The 18,707-nt window shown below is 41.0% G+C and carries 26 protein-coding genes; 25 read left to right on the top strand and 1 reads right to left on the bottom strand.

Features of this window, described 5'->3' with window-relative positions; genetic code table 11:
• Positions 1 to 10: 10 nt before the first annotated feature.
• The 19 genes from ACXQIQ_RS07215 to ACXQIQ_RS07125 all read left to right on the top strand — a co-directional run bounded on the left by ACXQIQ_RS07215 (position 11) and on the right by ACXQIQ_RS07125 (position 12,056).
• A complete protein-coding gene (locus ACXQIQ_RS07215) occupies positions 11 to 907 on the top strand; it encodes a hypothetical protein (RefSeq protein ID WP_439299441.1) in 897 nt (298 codons plus the stop codon).
• Positions 900 to 1,427, top strand: a complete 528-nt coding sequence (locus ACXQIQ_RS07210; protein ID WP_439299442.1) for a P-loop NTPase family protein — start codon at positions 900 to 902, stop codon at positions 1,425 to 1,427. The genes ACXQIQ_RS07215 and ACXQIQ_RS07210 overlap by 8 nt, the downstream gene beginning before the upstream one ends.
• A 5-nt stretch (positions 1,428 to 1,432) precedes the next feature.
• On the top strand, positions 1,433 to 1,957 hold the full coding sequence (locus ACXQIQ_RS07205; RefSeq protein WP_439299443.1) for a hypothetical protein: 525 nt from the start codon (positions 1,433 to 1,435) through the stop codon (positions 1,955 to 1,957).
• A 2-nt stretch (positions 1,958 to 1,959) separates the two neighbouring features.
• A complete protein-coding gene (locus tag ACXQIQ_RS07200; protein WP_439299444.1) occupies positions 1,960 to 2,331 on the top strand; it encodes a hypothetical protein in 372 nt (123 codons plus the stop codon).
• A gap of 125 nt (positions 2,332 to 2,456) precedes the next feature.
• A complete protein-coding gene (locus ACXQIQ_RS07195) occupies positions 2,457 to 3,590 on the top strand; it encodes an aminopeptidase (protein WP_439299445.1) in 1,134 nt (377 codons plus the stop codon).
• 93 nt (positions 3,591 to 3,683) lie between these two features.
• Positions 3,684 to 3,941, top strand: a complete 258-nt coding sequence (locus tag ACXQIQ_RS07190; RefSeq protein ID WP_439299446.1) for a hypothetical protein — start codon at positions 3,684 to 3,686, stop codon at positions 3,939 to 3,941.
• An 11-nt stretch (positions 3,942 to 3,952) separates the two neighbouring features.
• Positions 3,953 to 4,492, top strand: a complete 540-nt coding sequence (locus tag ACXQIQ_RS07185) for a GNAT family N-acetyltransferase (RefSeq protein ID WP_439299447.1) — start codon at positions 3,953 to 3,955, stop codon at positions 4,490 to 4,492.
• A gap of 26 nt (positions 4,493 to 4,518) precedes the next feature.
• The gene (locus ACXQIQ_RS07180) at positions 4,519 to 4,734 is read left to right on the top strand and encodes a short-chain dehydrogenase (RefSeq protein WP_439299448.1); all 216 of its coding nucleotides are present in this window, start codon (positions 4,519 to 4,521) and stop codon (positions 4,732 to 4,734) included.
• Positions 4,724 to 5,167: a GNAT family N-acetyltransferase gene (locus tag ACXQIQ_RS07175; protein WP_439299449.1), complete on the top strand. Its 444-nt coding sequence runs from the start codon at positions 4,724 to 4,726 to the stop codon at positions 5,165 to 5,167. The genes ACXQIQ_RS07180 and ACXQIQ_RS07175 overlap by 11 nt, the downstream gene beginning before the upstream one ends.
• A gap of 147 nt (positions 5,168 to 5,314) precedes the next feature.
• The gene (locus tag ACXQIQ_RS07170; protein WP_439299450.1) at positions 5,315 to 6,025 is read left to right on the top strand and encodes a hypothetical protein; all 711 of its coding nucleotides are present in this window, start codon (positions 5,315 to 5,317) and stop codon (positions 6,023 to 6,025) included.
• Positions 6,026 to 6,459: 434 nt separating this feature from the next.
• Complete coding sequence (locus ACXQIQ_RS07165) at positions 6,460 to 7,161, top strand: DUF459 domain-containing protein (protein WP_439299451.1); 702 nt, start codon at positions 6,460 to 6,462, stop codon at positions 7,159 to 7,161.
• A gap of 99 nt (positions 7,162 to 7,260) precedes the next feature.
• Positions 7,261 to 8,010, top strand: coding sequence for a phosphorylase family protein (locus ACXQIQ_RS07160; protein ID WP_439299452.1), 750 nt, complete (start codon positions 7,261 to 7,263; stop codon positions 8,008 to 8,010).
• An 11-nt stretch (positions 8,011 to 8,021) separates the two neighbouring features.
• Positions 8,022 to 8,441, top strand: coding sequence for an NUDIX hydrolase (locus ACXQIQ_RS07155; protein ID WP_439299453.1), 420 nt, complete (start codon positions 8,022 to 8,024; stop codon positions 8,439 to 8,441).
• Positions 8,441 to 8,887, top strand: a complete 447-nt coding sequence (locus tag ACXQIQ_RS07150; protein ID WP_439299454.1) for a hypothetical protein — start codon at positions 8,441 to 8,443, stop codon at positions 8,885 to 8,887. The genes ACXQIQ_RS07155 and ACXQIQ_RS07150 overlap by 1 nt, the downstream gene beginning before the upstream one ends.
• 494 nt (positions 8,888 to 9,381) lie before the next feature.
• Positions 9,382 to 9,822: a hypothetical protein gene (locus tag ACXQIQ_RS07145; protein ID WP_439299455.1), complete on the top strand. Its 441-nt coding sequence runs from the start codon at positions 9,382 to 9,384 to the stop codon at positions 9,820 to 9,822.
• Between the two features lie 415 nt (positions 9,823 to 10,237).
• Complete coding sequence (locus ACXQIQ_RS07140) at positions 10,238 to 10,684, top strand: VOC family protein (RefSeq protein WP_439299456.1); 447 nt, start codon at positions 10,238 to 10,240, stop codon at positions 10,682 to 10,684.
• Between the two features lie 23 nt (positions 10,685 to 10,707).
• On the top strand, positions 10,708 to 11,058 hold the full coding sequence (locus ACXQIQ_RS07135; RefSeq protein ID WP_439299457.1) for a DUF2200 domain-containing protein: 351 nt from the start codon (positions 10,708 to 10,710) through the stop codon (positions 11,056 to 11,058).
• 22 nt (positions 11,059 to 11,080) lie between these two features.
• A complete protein-coding gene (locus ACXQIQ_RS07130) occupies positions 11,081 to 11,278 on the top strand; it encodes a hypothetical protein (protein WP_439299458.1) in 198 nt (65 codons plus the stop codon).
• A 151-nt stretch (positions 11,279 to 11,429) separates the two neighbouring features.
• Positions 11,430 to 12,056 (top strand): DJ-1/PfpI family protein, encoded by a 627-nt coding sequence (locus ACXQIQ_RS07125; protein ID WP_439299459.1) that lies wholly within the window; start codon positions 11,430 to 11,432, stop codon positions 12,054 to 12,056.
• A gap of 168 nt (positions 12,057 to 12,224) precedes the next feature.
• Here the strand turns inward: ACXQIQ_RS07125 and ACXQIQ_RS07120 are convergent, their stop codons facing one another.
• Positions 12,225 to 13,130 carry a DMT family transporter gene (locus ACXQIQ_RS07120; protein WP_439299460.1) on the bottom strand — a complete coding sequence of 302 codons (906 nt, stop codon included), beginning with the start codon at positions 13,128 to 13,130 and terminating at the stop codon, positions 12,225 to 12,227.
• Between the two features lie 198 nt (positions 13,131 to 13,328).
• On the opposite strand from ACXQIQ_RS07120, the gene ACXQIQ_RS07115 reads away from it, so the two are divergent.
• The 6 genes from ACXQIQ_RS07115 to ACXQIQ_RS07090 all read left to right on the top strand — a co-directional run bounded on the left by ACXQIQ_RS07115 (position 13,329) and on the right by ACXQIQ_RS07090 (position 18,420).
• Positions 13,329 to 14,870 carry a BCCT family transporter gene (locus tag ACXQIQ_RS07115; protein WP_439299461.1) on the top strand — a complete coding sequence of 514 codons (1,542 nt, stop codon included), beginning with the start codon at positions 13,329 to 13,331 and terminating at the stop codon, positions 14,868 to 14,870.
• A 128-nt stretch (positions 14,871 to 14,998) separates the two neighbouring features.
• The gene (locus ACXQIQ_RS07110) at positions 14,999 to 15,280 is read left to right on the top strand and encodes a hypothetical protein (protein ID WP_439299462.1); all 282 of its coding nucleotides are present in this window, start codon (positions 14,999 to 15,001) and stop codon (positions 15,278 to 15,280) included.
• Between the two features lie 155 nt (positions 15,281 to 15,435).
• A complete protein-coding gene (locus ACXQIQ_RS07105) occupies positions 15,436 to 16,647 on the top strand; it encodes a M14 family zinc carboxypeptidase (protein ID WP_439299463.1) in 1,212 nt (403 codons plus the stop codon).
• 133 nt (positions 16,648 to 16,780) lie between these two features.
• The gene (locus ACXQIQ_RS07100) at positions 16,781 to 17,230 is read left to right on the top strand and encodes a GNAT family N-acetyltransferase (RefSeq protein ID WP_439299464.1); all 450 of its coding nucleotides are present in this window, start codon (positions 16,781 to 16,783) and stop codon (positions 17,228 to 17,230) included.
• Positions 17,231 to 17,257: 27 nt separating this feature from the next.
• Positions 17,258 to 17,788 carry a GNAT family N-acetyltransferase gene (locus ACXQIQ_RS07095; RefSeq protein ID WP_439299465.1) on the top strand — a complete coding sequence of 177 codons (531 nt, stop codon included), beginning with the start codon at positions 17,258 to 17,260 and terminating at the stop codon, positions 17,786 to 17,788.
• Positions 17,789 to 17,799: 11 nt separating this feature from the next.
• Positions 17,800 to 18,420 carry an FMN-binding negative transcriptional regulator gene (locus tag ACXQIQ_RS07090; protein ID WP_439299466.1) on the top strand — a complete coding sequence of 207 codons (621 nt, stop codon included), beginning with the start codon at positions 17,800 to 17,802 and terminating at the stop codon, positions 18,418 to 18,420.
• Positions 18,421 to 18,707 lie beyond the last annotated feature (287 nt).

Here is an 18,707-nt window from a genome sequence, read left to right as displayed (position 1 = left end):
GGTTTACCATATGGAATACATAGATTTGATTTTGTTAGGGTTAGTGGCATTCGTTTTATGGTATTGGTTCAAGAGGAGAGAGGACGAGGAGCGACATTTGGGATGGAAGCTCGTTGGCTATTATTTGCTGGGCATTTTTACGTTCAAATTCAATGGGTTCCCTATTCCTTTAGGGCTTGTAATATTCCTTCTATTATTAAAACCTACCATCAATCAAAAAGTAAAATCCTACGCCGTTTATACAGGGTTGGCGGTTGTGATTCTTTCCATCACGATTCCTTACGCTCAAGAGAAATTTTACGAGTTTCCGCGTGAGGTCGAGGCGAAAGGACCAAACAGCATCTATGATTTTCAGTTTCAGGATAACTGGAAAAAGCTAAAGGAAGAGTTCAATATCAATTTTGCCATAATCGAGATGATTGATCTAAAGTATACAAAGGATGGGCACATCGAATATTTCCGTTTTCAGGCGGAAGATCATAGTAATGGTATTGACCAGGTTCGTTACTTCATCGAATTGGAAGGCTCCGAGGAATGGCATGTGCAGCGATCTCGTTCAGAGTATGAACAACCTCCTCATTGGCAGGAAGAACAAGAAAAGCTGACAGTCAACCAATTTTTCCGTATGTTGGATGAGGTGGACTTGAGGGAAATGCAACCTGGTGAATCTTCTAAGAGGTTTCATGTGACGGCTCATTATTTGACCAAGTCCTATTATGCTGTGAAAGAAAACGAAAAGTATGGGGTAACGGGAAGTGAAGTTTTTGAAATCACGAATGATCAACTCCCAGTCTATGGATATACAGTCGATATGTGTGGCTATTCTGGAAAAGTGGAAGATTGTACAACCTATGCCAATTACCTATTTGAACCCGTTTTGAATGCAAAAGACGATGCCCATGAATGATCAAATGAAAATCCACATCATCGGTTCGGTCGGCAGTGGGAAGACTATCTTCGCGAGGAAATTGTCCTCGGTGATGGGCATTCCTTTTTACGAGATTGATAATGTCGTGTGGGATCGCTCGGGAACAGAGGATGTTCGTCATCCGGAAAAAGAGCGGAACCGCCAGTTCGCTGAATTGATTTCCAAAGAGGAATGGATCATTGAAGGTGCACAATATGGGTGGACGAGCGAAGGCTTCCGAAGAGCGGACCTGATCATCATGCTGTATCCGCATCTCTGGATCCGGAACTACCGCATATTAAGGCGTTACGTCCGGTTCAAGCTGGGCTATGAACAATTGAATTACAAGCATGAGTTCCGGCATCTGTTCAAGTTGTATAAATGGAACTACAAGTTTGAATATCGAGGCAAAGACGATCTGCTGGAGCAGTTCGCCTCATACGAACAGAAACTTGTCATTTTAAAAAACAACAAAGAGATTGAAAGGTTCCTAGATGAAACTAGGAATAGAAAGGAATAATTAAGTTGTCATTATCATTGATTTTTCTATTGGGTGTTGTCATTATTTTCTTCCTTCTTACTCGAAGGAAACAGATGTATCAAACGGCTGGATTTAACAATCGGCTCACCAAATGGATGGCTTCTCAAAAGTGGTTTCGGAGCCCATGGTTGAGCGGGGGATTGGTGTTCTTGATGAATGCATTATATTTCGGATTAACGATACTCATTCTCTATCTACTCATGTTGATTCACATCCCATATATCCACTTGATAGTCATGCTAAGTGCGGTCATCGTCAGCATCCTTTCATGGGTGACAGTAGGAAGTTCTTATGAAGGAACTAAACGTAGCCGTTATAAGTTGGGAACTTTGGGTAGTAGCTTTTATCTCATTATGTTTCTTATTTTCCTTTACATGTACATAAATATTGAGCCCTCTTATCCAGGTGAGGATACCTTTATGGCTGCCATCGGACTCATCATGGCGATGATTGTCACGGTTGTTGCGACAATTATTTGTTTTGTATGCGTGTCTTTCAGGAGAGAGTAGAAATGAAAAAATCTATACTATGCATCTTCTTGTTTGCCCTTTTGTCCGGTTGCAATAATGAAAAAGTATTAGAGCCAGATACTGCGATGAATGCTGCCACATTGATGAAGCACCGAATGAATATTGAAAACTATGAAGCGTTTAAACAGTTGTTCCATGAAGCATCCAAAGGGGAAGTCACAATGGAAGAGTTTGATGAACTTGGTAAGTTGACAACTGCAAGTACCGATTTTCGAGAGCATATGCTTGTCACTTTTACCAATGGGGAAATGCTGCTTGTAGAATTCGCTCCAAAACTGGAAGACGATGAACATTACCAAATTGTTGATGTGAAACCTGTACCTGATGACGTGAAGGCGTTTTTTGAAAGATGATGAAGGTGGAGCTTGTTGAGTTAAGTGAGAGAAAACAGACGACAAATCCATAACAATAAAAAGGGATTCCCTTCCAATTAAGCGAAATAGAATTCAGATGAAACCAATCGTTAGGAGATGAAGGAATGCGAGACGAAAGACTTGTTCAATTAGCAAAAACACTTGTCAATCATTCAGTGGAATTAAAGGAAAATGAAAAGGTTTTGATATCAGGCAGTGTCATCGCCAAGCCGTTGATGAAAGAAATCATCCGTGAGGTATATCGGATCGGTGGCTTGCCCTTCTTGGATTTGAAAGACGACGAGTTGTTGGTGGAGATTGTAAAAGATTCCACAGAACGTACGGCGGAAATCCAAAAGGGATGGATGGAACGAAAACTTGAAGACCTTGATGCCTTCATCTTTGTCCGTGTGAATGAGAACGATGCGGAAATGTCGGGCGTACCTTCTGAAATCCTCCAGCAGTATGGAAAAGTCATTCGTAGTGTGAACACCCGTATCATGAACGAACGGAAGTGGGTGCTGTTGAACTATCCGACACCTGCAGCGGCTCAAAAAGCGAAGATGGGTACAGAACAGTATGAAGATTATCTGCTGGAAGTATGCAGTGTCGATTACGAGAAGATGGCGGAAAAACAGAAGCCACTTGTGGAATTGATGGAACGAACCGACCGAGTCCGACTTGTTGCACCGAACACAGATTTGTCGTTCTCCATTAAAGATATCCCAGTGGTTGCAAGCCATGGGAAACGAAACATTCCAGATGGTGAGATTTTCACATCACCGGTAAAAGACAGCGTAAACGGAACGATTACATTCAACACGCCTTGTCCATATCGCGGTGTAACGTTCAACAATGTTTCCCTTACGTTCAAAGACGGTAAAATCATTGAGGCGACGAGTGACAACACGGAAAAATTGAACGAAATCCTCGATTCAGACGAAGGAGCTCGATATATAGGTGAGTTCGCAATCGGACTCAATCCACTCATCAATAATCCAGTCGGAGACATCTTGTTTGATGAGAAGATCAATGGAAGTATCCACTTTACACCAGGGCAAGCGTACGAAAGTGCGGACAACGGCAACCGCTCCATGGTCCACTGGGATATGGTATTGATCATGAAGGAAGCCTTCGGTGGCGGAGAAATCTACTTCGATGATCAACTGATTCAGAAGAACGGCATCTTCCAACCAGCGGAGCTGCAAGGATTGAACCCAGAACAACTGGTGAAAAAGGAAGAAAAAGTACAGGTTTGATAGAAGGTGGAATGAAAATCGAGTATGAACGGAAAAGTTTGTACTCGGTTTTTCCATTTGATAGGTTCATTATTTAAGTGTAAGGAGTGCACCATGAAGAAAGTCATTACATACACTTTTTCAGTTATATATATTGTAATAATCGTTGGAATCATAGAAATGTTATACGATGATAACCCGAATAACGACCATTATGGCCAATATCTGCTCATTGTGATGATGTTCATCCAGGGCATCCATTATTTACTTCGAGATAAACTTGAAAATAAGAAGAGTCGCAAAAGTGATTATCTTTTTGTTCTCGTTACAGTGGGCCTACTCATATGGGCAAGTACAGCTTATCTTACATAGGGAGAGATCGAATGGAATTTCAGCAGCTGGAAACAGAACGACTACATCTGGTTCAAATTAAACAGGGACACACTGAAAGCTTCTACAACATCCTATCAAGGGATGATGTTATCCAATATTATGGAATGGATCGCCTGACGAGCATGGACCAGGCATCTAAAATCATTGATTCATTCCAAAGTCATTTTGAAAAGAAACAAGCGATACGTTGGGGAATGGTGCATAAAGAAACAGAGGAGTTCATCGGCACTTTAGGCTTGAACAATTTGAGTCTCTGGAGCAATAAATCGGAAATCGGATTTGAATTGCACCCTGACTACTGGAAAATGGGGCTGACTTCTGAAGCGGTGAAAGCAGTGTTGGATTATTCGTTCACCGAGCTGGAATTGTACCGGTTGGGAGCAGTCACATATCCACAAAACGAAGCATCTATTAATCTGCTCATGAATCTTGGTTTCAAGGAAGAAGGTAGATTAAGAGGCTATCTCTATCAAAATCAACAGTCTCACGATGCGCTCATCTTCTCTTTGTTAATGCCTGAATGGGAATAGTAGATAAATTCTATAGGGGGGATCACATGAGAAAAGGACTAGCTTACGTGTGTGCTTTGTTTTCAGTTTCATTTCTATTGTTTTTTATTGTGACTTCCACACTAGAAACAGCATTTCCCTCCATTTCATTTTTCCTTGCCACGATAGTTGGTACGTTTATTTTGGATAAAAACCAATGGTTTGTTGAGTGGTTTGAAATAAAAGGTCCTACTAAAAACGAAGGAGACCATCATGAACTATAAAATAGAAGTTTCTACAGAAAAGTACGAAGCGTTCTCTGAATTCATTACGAACAAGCTCAAGGAATACAACAATTCAAAATCCATTCATCATAAGGAATCGAGAAAAGAAGGTTCGCGCAAGCCAATTCGCGTCATTTTGACCGATGATCAGGAACAATGGATCGGCGGGTTGACTGCAGATGTTTATTGGGACTGGTGCGAACTCCATTATTTCTGGATTAGTGAGGCGTACCGTCAAAAAGGGCTCGGCGCACAATTGCTCGAGAAAATGGAGGAAGAGGCAAAGGCGAAAGGAGTCACGAAAGTACTTGTCACGACCTTTGAATTCCAGGCTCGTTCTTTTTATGAAAAGCATGGATTTGAAGTCGTCGGTGAAATTAAAGACTATCCACCTGGCGTCAGCCATTACACCTTAGTGAAAAAGTTCGCCTAACATGTTGTAAAAATCCTGTGCAATTGGGTGTTTTTTGTAGAATTTGGTGAAATCTTGTTACACAAATCATGGAATCTTAGAGGAAATTACTATCTGTGTATAGAAAAAGTAACCTAAAGACATGGTTAGAATCCAGGGAGGTACAACGTGAGAAAAATTTTGCCGGGGTCTATTCTATCCTACACACAATACGGTTACTTGAAGGTAGCAAAGAACATCAAAACCAAATGTCCAAAGTGCAGCAAGACAGGAGAATTTGCGTTAAAAGCGAACTTTTACCAGGTTCGGAAAACCGGATTGTTCGGGGAGGGGATCTGTTCAGAGTGTAAGAAGCCGTCCGAGTTCGTCATCATGCTGAAAGATCAACCGAATCAACAGGTGAAAGAAGCCGACATCTACATATACGATCCGACCGCTTCGGAAGGACGTCTTGAGCATTTTGAACAGAACAAGAATATGCCGATTGACCTTGTCCGTTCCTATACATCCGCGTTGAACGTCAGTCAGTCTCAAGATAATTCAGCAACTGCCGTCATGTCGAAAAGAGTCCTTGAGAGTGTTTTGAAAAACTTCATGGGAGAGCGGACGAAAGATCAGTCTCTTGCCCAACAATTCGAGCAGCTGCCGGAACATGTGGATTTGACGAAACCGATCTATTCCTTGAGTCAACTCGTACATCCTGATCGTCCCTTCAATGCGATGCTTGATCTGGAGCGTGAAATTGACGACGAGACAGCGGTATTGTTGATGGAATTGTTAGAGGGACTCATTGAATATCTTTTCATCCTGCCAGAAAAGATCGAATCCGTTCAAGACCAGATTGAGAAGAAGCTCAATGAACGCGTGAAGAGATTCTAAGCGTACTATTCGTTGCAACACGAACATACTCTTGAAAAAATTTAGATTTACACAAGGGAGGCGTTCCGTGAACCAAATCAAAGGATTTTTCAAGCTATTCCTTCGAGAGCCGATGTGGTTCAAAGTACTGATCCTAGCTACTTTCATCAGTTCAATCGTGTTCAGTAGTACTTACTTCTCCCATAACCCCTTATTCGAAAGTATCGCAAAGGGCAGTGCGGCGGTTTTCTTTTGTACTTTTGGTCTTAAATATCGTAGAAATCTCAAAGTTTCAGTCCCGATGTTCATCGCCGCAATCTTATGCGTTTACTTATCTTACAGTTACATAGGTTCAATCTGATCAGAGTGGTGACACTCTGGTCTTTTTTCATGGTGGCTTGTTTAAGCTTATGTCCTACCGGGTAGTTCTAGGTTGTAAGTCGAAGGAGGGCATCATGGATAAACGACTGCTGATTTCTCTTATTCCAATTCTGATTCTTGCGGTATTTATGATGATCAATGTGGTTGAAGATGTAAAGATGAAGAACAGTGAAGTGTTTGTCGCATTAGGTGATTCTTTGACCCATGGCGTGGGTGACCAGCAGGGAAGCGGTTATGTCGGTGATCTTCAATATTTACTTAAGGAAAACCAACAGGAGGAAGTGACGGTTGAAAATCACGGAATTCCCGGTCAACAGTCCGATGGATTGCTCGCTCAATTAGGGCAACCAGAAGTGTTGAATGATGTTGAAGAAGCGGATTACATCACGGTGTTTATTGGTATGAATGACTTGGTGAAGAGCAATGGTAAGGACTTAAATCCGATTCGTGAAGACAGATTGGAGATCGGTAAAGAAGATTATGAGCATAATCTCCAGAAGATCTTCAAAATCATCCGTGAAAAAAATCCAGACGCGCGAATCTTATTTTTAGGACTATATAATCCTTATCCATCGTCTGATAAAATTCAGCAAGTCATTGATGAGTGGAACCGATCGAGTCAGCAAATCGTCAAACAGCATGACCATATGAAGTTCATTCCGACAGACAATCTTTTTGAAGAGAAGTCACACAAATATTTCAGCGACTCCCTCCATCCGAACAAGTCTGGCTATAAGCTGATTACGCAACGAATCGTAAAAGAATATGATTTTTAGACATAGGAATATCCAAATAAAAGTCGAATAGGACATAAATGGAAGAGTCTTAACAAAGGTTAAGGCTCTTTATTTATTGGAAATTGTCGGGGGTTTAGTATGAAATTATATGGTGACTTTACAAAAGAGGATTGGTTAGAAGCATTCAAAATAACTGAAGAGAAGGTTCCGCCATCATTCATTTTACATGGGGAATGGGAGCATGAGTGGAACTTATCTACATGGAAAGAAATCTTAAGTGAAGAGCAATGGATTCCGATCTGGAATACCATCGTCGGAAAGTATAAGAAGCATCAAATCGGCTTTGCGAATGTATTCGGTGGCCCCATTGCAGCAGCTATCGTCCATCGCTTCGCTGTACTAGGCACAGAGACTTTCGTCCAAACTGGATATTTTGGCGGATTATCCCATGAGGTTCAGTACGGCGACATTTTCATTGTGACGTCGGCTGTAATGGAGGATGGGGTTTCCCAGTGGTACGTGAACGATCGGAAAACCGTTGCTGCTGATCCACAACTTGTTGAAGAAGCGATCAAGTATTGTGAAGAAAAGGGCTACCGCTATGTGACTGGATCTATTTTTACAACTGGAGCGATCATGGTCGAAACTTCAGAAATGGTAAAGGGGTGGGCGGAACAAGGACATATCGGCGTGGATATGGAGACCGCTACAACGTTTGCGATCGCTGAAAGATTCAACCGAAAGGCAGTCGGCTTGTTGAACTTATCTGATCATATCATTAAGGGCGATACATTCTATTCAGTTGGAGATTCAAGAGACGAACAAATTGACGAAACAGATGAGAAAATCAGAGAAATCGCGTTGTATCTTTCAACGTTAAAGAGATAAGGAGATTTTGTATGGAAAGAGTAGATGTCGTTTATTCTTTGATCTATGATGAGCAATCTGACAAAGTATTGATGGTCCAAAACATCAGACATGATAACTGGTCGTTGCCAGGAGGAGCTGTGGAAAAAGGCGAAACGCTACGGGAAGCAGCCATTCGAGAGGCAAAGGAAGAGACCGGTCTTACCATTGACGTTGAAGAAATCGTTAGCGTGAATGAAGCATTTCTGGAGACAAAAGACGTCCATGCGTATTTCATAACATTCAGAGCAAAGATCGTTGGAGGTGAGATTGCTATCCAGGACACAGCAACCATATCCGATGTGCAGTGGAAAGACATAGAGACAGCAAATGAGCTCATGCCATATTACACAGGTGGAGTTCGTGGTTTGCTAGGTGCCGCTGCTCCGTATGTGTATCAGGGTAGATACTGATGAACAAAAAAAGATTTGTGCTTATTGTAGTGGTAAGTATCCTCACTGCGCTTTCCATCAGAGTTTACAACGACTACCGTGAGAGGGATCTTGTTGATCTCATCCCTTATCAACCGAAGGATTTTCTTTGGATCCACTTTACTGAAGATCGTTCAAAAGTCGGGGATGGTTTCTTTGAATGGGAATCGAGGGACCAGGAATCAGCAGATGAACTAATGGACTTCCTAAGTCAATACCGTGTGAAAAGAATCGACGAAGATACATACAATCAATTTTTGGCACTTGAGGAAAATTTCGAAACGACCATCTATCATAGGCAGGCCAATCCAGCGATCGTCCATTCAATGGAAAACTACGTTCACATTCTGAACGGAAAATACTACGAAGTTGTCAACGGACCGATTGATATCGAATGGATCAAAACATACAACGAGAAATGGAAGTAGAAGGCAATGAACGAAGCCGACTGAAAAAGTATAATTGACGAATGGCATAAATTATTTCCAAGGGGGTGGTGTTATGAAGGAACTCATAATCATTTTTATTAGCATCTTCATTTCAGAAATTGTCTCTGATTGGATCCATTATCTTATCGGGCTTGATTATAATTGGGTTATAGACAAGTTTAATTTACTATTGCTACTAGCTGAATTCAGTATTTTCTTAGTAATCTATGTACCTACATACTTAATCCTAAAAAGGTTAATCATTAACTACAAAGTATAAACAATATTGAAGCTGATAAAAGAATTGAAGGTAGTTATCCGTCAACGCTTTCTAATGAGTTTGAATTGACTCCAGAGTTAGCAGGCACGATTGTATATATTGTCGTTACTCTTCTTTTTGTAGTTTATCTTTATTAATTAAAAAACAAATTCATCCCCCTTGGGATTTTATATGGGGATGAGTTTATCGATAAGATGGGGGCTGGGTTGAAAGGTTGAAGAAAAATAGGAGACTATTAATTATTATTTCAGTGGTTTTTCTTCTTTTAATCGTTTTCATGTACATACCTTCTTTACAAGCACAACTGATTAAATATTCGTTTGATCATAACAAAGAAGTTTTTACTGAAACCAAAGTCGTATCCCGTACTGAGTTTTTAGAAATTGTACATCATCAAAGGAAATTAGCTCAAAGGCTAGAGTCTTCTAAGAAATATGCTTTGGTGGCTGAAGAAGTCCGAGAAGGTTTAGACAAAGCCTTTCACGCCTTCTATGTAATAGATGAACATCTTAATTATGAGTTATTGACGGTTGAGTATCCTATTACAAAGTATAAAGACCAAGAATACACAATTGAATTTATGTCGGGTAAAGTCACCATTTCTAAAGTAAAAGCGAAAAATGGTGATTGGATTGATTATGATGAAGATGACTAAGTAGTTTAGATTAGGGTGTAACAATTAACTTTTATAAGTGAAGGAGTGTGCAAGTCAAAATCTTAAATACTATGGGGGATAGTTAATTGGGAATCATTAATATTCTTGCTTTGTTATTCTACGGACTTTTAGGGTTGGGGTTGTTTTACTTAATAATCCATTATGCAGTGAAAACTGGTATCGACTCTTCGGTTGAAGTTAGATCACTAAGGAATGAAATAAAACAGATTACGAAAAAACTAGAAGATCATAACACACCATAAACAGGGATACCCCAGTATAAAGAGAATCAGTAAAAATGATAGTTAGTTAAGAAGAAAATGGCTGGAGAGCAAAAAGAAGCAAACGGCGTTCATTTGTTGAGAAGCTTTAGGAGGAAGTTGTAAATACCTTAAGAATATCGGAGGTATGAGAGATGAAAGCCCTTAGGATAGATCATGTGGGTGTAGTGGTGAATGATTTATCGGCAGCTAAAGCGTTTTTTCTTGTTTTCGGACTGGAAGAACTAGGGGAAGCTAAAGTCAAAGGCAAGTGGGTAGAACGGATCGTAGGGCTTAATGACGTTGAAAGTACGGTTGTCATGTTGGGGTTGCCGGACGGCGAGGCAACTTTGGAGTTGGTCAAATTCCATACGCCATCAGATGATCTAGGGATGCAGCCCTCTTTCGCAAACACCTTAGGTATACGACATATTGCATTTGCTGTGGATGATATTGAAGGCGTTGTTGTAAGATTGAAAGAGAAAGGTGCAGATCTTATAGGCGAGATACAAAACTATGAAAATACATATAAATTATGCTACGTTCGAGGGCCAGAAGGAATTATTTTAGAGTTGGCAGAGAAAATTAGTTTTCTAAATTAAGTTAATCTAAAGGAGGATGTATCATGACTAAACATAGAATTTATACGATGAGTTTTGCAAGTGTCTATCCCCATTACATCACCAAAGCAGAGAAAAAAGAGCGGACAAAATCAGAAGTCGATGAAATTATACGTTGGTTGACAGGCTATAGCCAGGAACAATTAGAAGAGAAACTGGAAAAAAAGACAGACTTTGAGACCTTCTTTGCTGAGGCTCCGCACATGAATCCTTCAAGATCTTTGATTAAAGGTGTAGTTTGTGGCGTCAGAGTTGAAGATATTGAAGAACCGACCATGCAGGAAATCCGTTACTTGGATAAGCTCGTTGATGAGTTAGCGAAGGGAAAATCAATGGAGAAGATTTTGAGAAAATAATGCTTTGGGAAAGAGGTTCGCTATGAAAAAGAATAACAGATCCGCACTTATGATTTCATTAATTGTTTTAATCGGTTTTCCAATTCTGTTTCTCTTTGTATCCATGAATACAGGGAATTGGGGATATCTTGCGTGGAGTCTTCCACCATCTTTTGCTGCCGGCTTTACTGGCTTGATGATTACTCTGAATCAAATTAAAAAGGACAGAAGTGTTGCATAATCTATTCTATGAATTTATTAGAGGCTTATCGGGATACGATAAGCTTCTTTTGTTCTGGTCAAGAGCTTTTGTAAAACGGATTGTTTAATGATTTTGCTTCAGAAGTTATGTAGTATTAAGAATATCGCTGCAAGAAACCAGGAGGGTATGTATGATTAATGTTTACAATTATGTATTGGACACACTAGCGGATTGGGAACTTGGATATGTTACTGCTGAACTAAATTCAGGTCAGTATTTTAAAAAAGATAGCGAGCTTGTTTCCATAAAAACCGTTGGAGCTACAAAAGAATCTATCGTGACAAAAGGAGGTATGACAGTTATCCCAGACATGGAAGTGGATGAAATGATCCTCAATTCTTCGTCCGTCTTATTGTTACCTGGAGCTGATACGTGGGATGATCCAAAGCATGCTCCTATCGTTGAAAAAGCAAAAGAGCTACTAAAGTGTGGTGGTACCGTTGGGGCGATTTGTGGCGCAACAACTGTACTTGCCGAGGCTGGAATATTGGACAAACGACTACATACGAGTAACAGTCTTGAGTATCTGAAGATGTTTTGTCCGAATTATGATGGAGAAATCTACTATAGAGATGAGAAAGCAATAGTGGATGGTAATTTGATCACTGCAAGTTCCGGGGGTGGATTACTTTTCGCCCGTACTATTATAGAGAAGTTAGATTTATTCTCTGAGGATACGCTTGAAGCTTGGTACAACTACTTTGATACCAGTGACGCAAAATATTTCTATGATTTATTGCAGACGTTAGAGAAATAAAAATTAAATGGAGGAGTCCCCCAGCTACCACCCTGGGGGACTGATTCGTATACGAACTACCTTGCAGACTTATTGTAGCACACAAGAAATAAAGTTGCGCATAGGCAAAATAACACGAATAAAAAGACTCGCAACTAACGAGTCTTTTAACCTCAAGTATGACAATTTTCATTCTCCACTTCTGAGCGTTTGTTTGCACAAGAAAGTGATGATGAAGAGGATCATCGCCATTCCGACGAGTTGGACGGGTGATAAGAATTGGCCGAGAATAAGAACTCCGAACAGAGAAGCCGTTACGGGTTCAATCATCGCAACAATCGAGGCAATCCCTGGGTTGATTTTTTTCAACCCATTAATGTAAAAGAAGAACGACAGTCCAGCGCCGGCAATACCTGTCAGGATGAACCACCAAATGTCCTTGAACTCGAATAACACTTGAGCGATTTGTTGTTTATCAGCATACGTGAAAACGAGTAGAAACTGGACGAGGAATGCCAGTACCAATACGCTGATTTGATCTCCATTTTTGGAGCTGTTTTTCAATCCGAAAATGAACACTGCATAAGAGAGACCAGAAAGTAATCCAGCAATGATGCCGAATAGATTCAAATCCGCTAGGTCTTTTTTATAGGAACCCGTCAACAGGATAATGCCGATGATGACGACAACAATGGAGACAAGCTTTAATGTTGTCACTCTTTCCAAGTTCAAAAGCGCGGATATCATAATGACAAAAATAGGTGCAGTATACATCAGGGTTGCGGCGATCGCCACACTGGTCTGAGAGATGCTAAAGTAATAAAATACATAGTTTCCTGCAATTCCCACACCGGCAAATACAGACCAGAGAATGAGATGACGGTTGAGAGTGATTTTTATCGTTCCCTTGCTGAGCAACCAAAGCACCGTAAAGAGAAGACCTACCAATCCACGGAAAGTCGCAATGACAAGAGGGTCCCAGCCTCTATCAAGCAAGAAACCTGAAAGTCCACCTGTCACTCCCCATAGGAATGAGGCGAACATCACAAACGCGAGTCCATAATAAAATGCTACATTATTTTGTGCTTTTTCCATCGTAGAGTCCTCCCTTATGCTTTAAACCGATACAGCTTGACCGTGTTGAAACATTTGTGTTACCCGCTTTTCCCAGAATTTTTCTGGCTAAAACGTAATTGAAAAATGTTTTTCTTTCCACTACCGGTGGTATGAAGGGTAAGTACACTCGTGTGAAATGGGTGGGGGAAGACGATTACATATATACGAGGTGGAAATATGAAGAATGTGACATCAGTGTTTTGGTACGCAGTTACCATATGTACAGCTTTTGTTCTGTGGGGAGGTTTTGCACCTTCTCATTTGGAAAAGATGACGAGTAGCTTAACTGGATGGATTTCAAATAAATTTGGGTGGTATTATCTCTTAATCATTGTGGTCATGCTTGCTTTTTGCGTGTATTTGATTTTTTCTCGGTTTGGAAAAATCAAACTAGGTGGAGAGAATGAAAAACCACAGTTCTCATTACCGACCTGGTTCGCGATGTTATTCAGTGCAGGTATGGGAATGGGGATGGTGTTCTGGACGACAGCAGAACCGATTTCGCACGCATTCAAAAATGCACCTGTTTCTAAGACCGGTTCGGACAAAGCCATCCTTGAGTCCTTGCAATATTCATTTTTCCATTGGGGATTACATGCGTGGGCGATTTATGGAGTGGTGGCACTCGTTCTTGCTTATTTTAAATTCCATAAAGGTTATCCTGGATTGATCAGTGCAACGTTGGTTCCTTTGTTCGGAGTAGAGAGAATGAAAGGTATCTTAGGAAAGATGATTGATACTCTGGCGATCGTCGCGACTGTTGTCGGTGTAGCAGCTACACTTGGCTTCGGGACAGCACAGATTAATGAAGGGTTGTCCTTCTTATTCGGAACACCAAGTAATTTTACCGTTCAAATCCTGATCCTTGCCGTCTCGACCGTTTTATTCATCATTTCAGCATGGTCTGGAATCAATAAGGGCATCAAATACTTGAGCAATATCAATATGGGACTGGGGTTCTTACTATTGGTACTCTTGTTCATTGTCGGTCCGACTTTATACATTTTGAATATGTTTACACAGAGCGTTGGAGGGTACATCACGAACTTCTTCAACATGAGTTTCAATATCGCACCATTGAATGAAGAGAATCGGACGTGGGTCAATAACTGGACCATCTTCTATTGGGCATGGTGGGTTTCGTGGTCTCCGTTCGTCGGCATATTCATTGCTCGGATTTCAAGAGGAAGAACGATCAAAGAGTTCATGCTCGGTGTCTTGTTCGTACCCTCTCTCGTCTGTTTCATTTTCTTCTCAGTATTTGGGGTATCTGCCTTGTACCTGGAACAGAACGGGTTGGCAACAATCTCTCAATTTGCCTTAGAAACGGCGACATTCGGAGTCCTACAGGAATATCCGTTAGGAACCTTAATGTCGTTCATCACCATTTTCGTCATTGCTATTTTCTTCATTACTTCAGCCGATTCAGCCACTTTCGTACTGGGTATGCTTTCGACTGAAGGATCGTTGAATCCGGCGAGCAGAGTAAAGATCATTTGGGGACTTACCTTATCGACGATGGCTGCCATCATCATGTATTTCGGGGGTACCCAGGGCTTGCAAAATGTGTTGATTATTACAGCACTCCCATTTTCATTGGTGATCCTCTTGATGGGAATGGCGTTCTATAAAGCTGCCTTTAAAGAAGTGAAGGCGAAGAACGCCGAAAACCTACAAAGCATCCGACAGAAGAAAAAATCTGCACTATCGAACGGGTGAAAAATATTGAAAAGGGCGCAATTCATTTGTGAATTGCGTTCTTTTTATGGTTCAAAATGAATAAGGAGGTATTATCACGATAAAATCGAATGTTACAAGTAGGGATTGACCAAGGAGGGGGATGCGAAATGATTGAGGTGTTGGCTCTCTTTTTGTTCTTGGGAGGTTGGTTGTTGTTTTATCGAAATAAAATGCACCGCCGTTCGAACATGAAGCTAGGCTTAGCGATGGTTATGGTTTCTATTCTATACGGGATATTCGCTCTGGGATGGGCAACCTATCATCAGTCTCAGGATATCGCGACTGGTGCGGTCATCTTTGCTGCTGGATTGTTAGGAAGCAGCATCATCATGATGGTCTCTGATTCCATCACCACATTAGTGAATAAGAAAGGAAAGAAGTACTTTTAAACAATAAGGTATGCTTACATGTACCTACACTTAATGAGATTGAACTAAATAAAGACCTTACAAAACACGACGAATGTTGTGTTTTTTCTTTTTGGCAAGGAGTTCGAAATATGAAAAAGAATGTTAAAAAAGATCAAAATATCAGGAGGGATTCTATGCGAAGTAAGAAGATGGCCATGTTGTGCAGTTCGATTCTTTTAGTCTCTGGATTAATCAGTCCTGTTTATGCGGATTCGCCAGGTAATAGTCCCAACAACGATCAGAACCAAAACCAGTCAACTTCAGGTTTCATCAGTCATGATGAGTTAAGCCGGAAGCTTGAACAGATTGAAAAGAACAGCAAAGGAACTGTTGATGTAGAGGTTGCTGGATATTCCAATCATGACCGTGAAATTTACACTGCCAGAGTGGGTAATGGAGATAAAGTCTTGTTGATCCAAAGTGAGATCCACGGAAACGAGAAAACAGGAACAAGAGCACTGTTGAACATTCTTCAGCATTTGGGATCCAATAACTCGCCTGAAGCTCAAAAAATTCGAGATGAAGTGACGATTGTTGCCATGCCGATGATCAATCCCGATGCGACCGAATTGGATCGCCGTGGAAACGATCGATCTTGGAGTGAAGTAGAAGAGGACTTTCCACAATTAGAAGGGGTCACTCCTTCATGGAATTACTACACGTTCCAAAATGAATATTGGGACTATGCTTCTAATCCTGGATTCGATGTAAACCGGGATTTCAATCCAGACTTGGATTACGTCCCTCAACCGGAAGATTTCCCAGGTCAATCTTCTGAGCCAGGATGGTACATTACACCAGAAGCCCAAACAGTACGAGATGTGTATAAAAACTTGACTGAGGAATTTGGTACAGTTGATGGTTTCATCGACCTTCATCATCAAGGAGTCTATAAGGTTGAAGGTAGCGGAGAGCCTGTAACCCTATCCCTATCAGGAAGTTTCGTACCAGATCCGAGTTCATCTGAAGGTGAGAAGTATAGTGAGTATGCCGACACGTATGATGGTGATTTATCCAAGCAATTGAATGTTGCAGCCTATGATGCGTTGCAAGAAATGGGCAATTCACCGTTCGGCAATATTTCATTATATCCACAAAATCTTGATCTCCCAGGTACGGCACTTGGATCTTTTGCTCTTAATGGAAGTGGAGCAGTGCTGTTCGAAGTGACAGGTCAAACGCAAAGCTATGGTCAAAAGCGGATTGGACAACTTGTCAAAGCGGTTGAGAGGGGTCTGTACGGTATAATCAATGGCATGGCATCAGGAGATGTGTATGACATCGATCCGGATCGCTACGATGACATTCCGCTCACGGACCGAAGCCAACATTACGGACACCATTGATTTGTTGAAAGAAGCTGCTGTAACAAGCAGCTTCTTTTTCTATGACAAATAAAGGATTCAGCAACGAATAAATCGAAACTTTAAGTTGCGGATTGTGAACAAGAGATGATTGTAATCGAAAGGATGTAATGCATTGAAACAGAATGACATCATGATTATTCCTTATGATCCTAAATATGCTGTACAAACAGTCAAGATGTGGCGAGATAGCAAATACGAGGCGATTGGTCAGAAAGAAGTGCATAGCTTTGAAAATCATGTATACTTTCTAGATCACATCTTACCTACAGAATTCAAAATTGAGATAGCAGTTGTGGAGGAGAAAGTGGTTGGCGTCATCGCATATCATGATTCTCAAATAAGCCAGCTCTATATTCATACCGGTTATCAACGCTTAGGAATCGGGAGTAGACTGCTTGAGAACGCAATGGCACACTCAACTGGGAAATTGCAGGTGTACACTTTTGAGGTGAATAAGAAAGCACAGCATTTTTATGAGAAAAAGGGATTTGAGATCATTGGCAGAGGCCATGAAAACGAAGAGAATCTGCCCGATATACTTTATGAATGGAAAGCTGGATAAGTATTTAGAGATAGATTGGAGACCGAGATGACCGTGTTAAAAGATGATCAAATCTGCCTGATTAGATCTGCCGTATTAGAAGATGCCGAAGCGGTTTTGGACATACATATCGATGTGATTACGGAAGGTGACTACTTCATTGCAGTTTCTGACGAGTTTACGAGAACACATGAGGAACAAAGAGAATGGGTTCAAGCGAGAATCGAGAATGAGCGGGATACATTGCTAGTGGCTGAAATTGATGGCCATGTAGTTGGGTGGATCGTGTTCATTGCACAAGAACGAAAGCGTATGGCTCATACAGGATCCTTTGGATTGATGATACGAAAAGAGTTTAGAGACCGCGGACTTGGACGATTGCTCGTAAGTGCTCTCTTAAATTGGGCAGAAGAGAACTCATTGATTGAAAAAGTGAGTTTGGGTGTATTTTCAACGAACCATAGAGCGATTTCATTGTATAAGAGCTTAGGTTTCTTAGAAGAAGGACGAAAGGTGAACGAATTCAAGTTCAACGAAAATGAATACGCAGATGATATTCTGATGTATAAGCTTGTCTAGAGGAGGACCTCATGTATATCCCTTCACATTTTAAAATGATAGAGCCTGAAATGGCTTATAAGTTCATAGATGAGTATAGCTTTGCAACCCTCATTTCCCAGCATGATGGTATACCGTTTGCAACCCATTTGCCGATTCTGATCAATGATGATCGGACATACCTATACGGCCATTTTGCACGTGCGAATCCGCAATGGAAGGACATTGAGAACCAGCGTGTGCTTACCATATTCCACGGTCCACACAGTTACATTTCTCCTTCCTGGTATGAAACGGATCGAGCGGTTCCGACCTGGAATTATGTGACGGTCCACGTCTATGGAACCTTGGAGCTTGTGACCGACCAAGAAGAGCTGATGGGTTCATTTCGTGAAATGGTACAAAAATATGAAGAGAAAGACAGTCCTTATCAGCTTAATGAAGTGGATACCGGTTATATTGAGGGAATGAGTAAAGCGGTTCAGGGCTTCAGGATCAAGATTGATCAAGTGGAAGGCAAAGAGAAGCTGAGTCAAAATCATTCTCCAGAGCGACAAAAACGTGTCGTACAAGAACTGGAGAAAAGCCCAGGCACGAATGAACAAGAGATCGCATCCCGAATGAAAATGAAATGGAAAGGAACGGAGTTTTAAATTGAAGAAATTAATACTGAAATCCATGATGGTTTCTGCCATCTTACACCTTATTTATTTTGTTTCCATCCTTGTTATAGGTTTTGTTCAAACATGGAACTATACCCCGGAACTATCAAATGGAACACCTCTCTCGAATGAAGTGGCATTTGGCTTTACTGTATCACCTATCCTATTTGTGCTTTCATTCGTTGTCTTATCCGTGTTAGTTGGAGGACTGCTCGTTACCTACCGAAAAGTCTTCACTGATCATGCTTAAATTGTACATATTGCGATTACCTGTAAAA

This window comes from Pseudalkalibacillus sp. Hm43 (genome assembly GCF_054170705.1).
This window is presented reverse-complemented; position numbering and strand designations above follow the sequence as displayed.

What these genes read in the sequence shown, in the direction of transcription:
- ACXQIQ_RS07215 (WP_439299441.1), top strand. Translation starts at nt 11, where the DNA reads ATGGAATACATAGATTTGATTTTGTTAGGGTTAGTGGCATTCGTTTTA.
- ACXQIQ_RS07210 (WP_439299442.1), top strand. Translation starts at nt 900, where the DNA reads ATGAATGATCAAATGAAAATCCACATCATCGGTTCGGTCGGCAGTGGG.
- ACXQIQ_RS07200 (WP_439299444.1), top strand. Translation starts at nt 1,960, where the DNA reads ATGAAAAAATCTATACTATGCATCTTCTTGTTTGCCCTTTTGTCCGGT.
- ACXQIQ_RS07195 (WP_439299445.1), top strand. Translation starts at nt 2,457, where the DNA reads ATGCGAGACGAAAGACTTGTTCAATTAGCAAAAACACTTGTCAATCAT.
- ACXQIQ_RS07190 (WP_439299446.1), top strand. Translation starts at nt 3,684, where the DNA reads ATGAAGAAAGTCATTACATACACTTTTTCAGTTATATATATTGTAATA.
- ACXQIQ_RS07185 (WP_439299447.1), top strand. Translation starts at nt 3,953, where the DNA reads ATGGAATTTCAGCAGCTGGAAACAGAACGACTACATCTGGTTCAAATT.
- ACXQIQ_RS07180 (WP_439299448.1), top strand. Translation starts at nt 4,519, where the DNA reads ATGAGAAAAGGACTAGCTTACGTGTGTGCTTTGTTTTCAGTTTCATTT.
- ACXQIQ_RS07175 (WP_439299449.1), top strand. Translation starts at nt 4,724, where the DNA reads ATGAACTATAAAATAGAAGTTTCTACAGAAAAGTACGAAGCGTTCTCT.
- ACXQIQ_RS07165 (WP_439299451.1), top strand. Translation starts at nt 6,460, where the DNA reads ATGGATAAACGACTGCTGATTTCTCTTATTCCAATTCTGATTCTTGCG.
- ACXQIQ_RS07160 (WP_439299452.1), top strand. Translation starts at nt 7,261, where the DNA reads ATGAAATTATATGGTGACTTTACAAAAGAGGATTGGTTAGAAGCATTC.
- ACXQIQ_RS07155 (WP_439299453.1), top strand. Translation starts at nt 8,022, where the DNA reads ATGGAAAGAGTAGATGTCGTTTATTCTTTGATCTATGATGAGCAATCT.
- ACXQIQ_RS07150 (WP_439299454.1), top strand. Translation starts at nt 8,441, where the DNA reads ATGAACAAAAAAAGATTTGTGCTTATTGTAGTGGTAAGTATCCTCACT.
- ACXQIQ_RS07140 (WP_439299456.1), top strand. Translation starts at nt 10,238, where the DNA reads ATGAAAGCCCTTAGGATAGATCATGTGGGTGTAGTGGTGAATGATTTA.
- ACXQIQ_RS07135 (WP_439299457.1), top strand. Translation starts at nt 10,708, where the DNA reads ATGACTAAACATAGAATTTATACGATGAGTTTTGCAAGTGTCTATCCC.
- ACXQIQ_RS07130 (WP_439299458.1), top strand. Translation starts at nt 11,081, where the DNA reads ATGAAAAAGAATAACAGATCCGCACTTATGATTTCATTAATTGTTTTA.
- ACXQIQ_RS07125 (WP_439299459.1), top strand. Translation starts at nt 11,430, where the DNA reads ATGATTAATGTTTACAATTATGTATTGGACACACTAGCGGATTGGGAA.
- ACXQIQ_RS07120 (WP_439299460.1), bottom strand. Translation starts at nt 13,130, where the DNA reads ATGGAAAAAGCACAAAATAATGTAGCATTTTATTATGGACTCGCGTTT.
- ACXQIQ_RS07115 (WP_439299461.1), top strand. Translation starts at nt 13,329, where the DNA reads ATGAAGAATGTGACATCAGTGTTTTGGTACGCAGTTACCATATGTACA.
- ACXQIQ_RS07110 (WP_439299462.1), top strand. Translation starts at nt 14,999, where the DNA reads ATGATTGAGGTGTTGGCTCTCTTTTTGTTCTTGGGAGGTTGGTTGTTG.
- ACXQIQ_RS07105 (WP_439299463.1), top strand. Translation starts at nt 15,436, where the DNA reads ATGCGAAGTAAGAAGATGGCCATGTTGTGCAGTTCGATTCTTTTAGTC.
- ACXQIQ_RS07095 (WP_439299465.1), top strand. Translation starts at nt 17,258, where the DNA reads ATGACCGTGTTAAAAGATGATCAAATCTGCCTGATTAGATCTGCCGTA.
- ACXQIQ_RS07090 (WP_439299466.1), top strand. Translation starts at nt 17,800, where the DNA reads ATGTATATCCCTTCACATTTTAAAATGATAGAGCCTGAAATGGCTTAT.